The organism is Vibrio rotiferianus CAIM 577 = LMG 21460 (genome assembly GCF_002741985.1).
GTDB classification, from domain to species: domain Bacteria; phylum Pseudomonadota; class Gammaproteobacteria; order Enterobacterales; family Vibrionaceae; genus Vibrio; species Vibrio rotiferianus.
Map to the genome: position 1 here is coordinate 1 of NZ_APHW01000059.1, position 975 is coordinate 975.

Below are 975 nucleotides of genomic sequence, written 5' to 3' on the forward strand. Positions count from 1 at the left end.
AAGCCGCCGCATACCACCTTAATCACTAAAATCAACGCATAGTAAAAATGCCACGCGTTGCGAATCCCTCTTGAGCAGTTTGTTAGTCGCGAGGCACCGAGCGACAATTTTAAGCCGAACTAAACTTTGCGAACAACAAACTTTATGTGCTTTGATGCATTTAAGTCAGGCGTAGTCTCAAAGCGGCTACTCAATGAAACCACTTGGAACAAACAACGCCGTAGAAAACAGACTGACAACACCAAAAAGCGCTTTTGGAAAACCAATCTCACAGTGCGGACTTTCAACAAAGTCGCTGAAACCATGTGGAACTTACAACACCAGAGAAAAAGTCATTTCAGCGAGTAAATCTGCTTTTGTACCCAATAAACTCAACGAGCTGAGTTGCAACCGAAAACAGACTCTCGATTGCCCTGCTCTGTCAGCATCAGAGAACGAAACAACCGCTTGGAAAATAGCAACGCATTGATTTAAGACCGATGAAACTGAGCTTTGACCGTCGAAGATTGAACAATGAACCAAGCAATCAGTAGCCAAGTTTTGAGCTTAGAAGAATGATTTTGATTGCTAGCTTTTTCTGGCGACTAACGCCTTGCTAAGGTGTGAGTAACGCAATACCCAAGCCCCCGCATACCACCTTAACCATTGAAACCAACGCATAGTAAAAATGCCACGCGTGCCGAATCACTCTTGAACAATTTGTTATATGCCTTGGATTCAAGTACGAAGTGCGACACCTCTGAACATAAAAACAGTGAGATGCGATAATCATGAAGTTTGCTCCCGCCAAGAAGTAAAAAACATGAGATACACGCACCTCACTGAGAACGAAAGGTATATGATTTCTGCACTCAGAAAGCAAGGAATTAGTACCCCTAAAATAGCTAAACAACTGGGTCGTCACAAAGCTACTATCTATCGAGAAATTGAACGCAATTCCCGATACAACAGACACTTTAAAAGGTACTCCTATCA

At 42.8% G+C, this 975-nt stretch carries 1 protein-coding gene; it reads left to right on the forward strand.

What is annotated here, in order from left to right; all coding sequences use genetic code 11:
* Nucleotides 1-802 precede the first annotated feature (802 nt).
* A partial coding sequence (locus B853_RS15850) for a helix-turn-helix domain-containing protein (RefSeq protein WP_143700802.1) occupies nucleotides 803-975 on the forward strand: 173 nt, incomplete at its 3' end.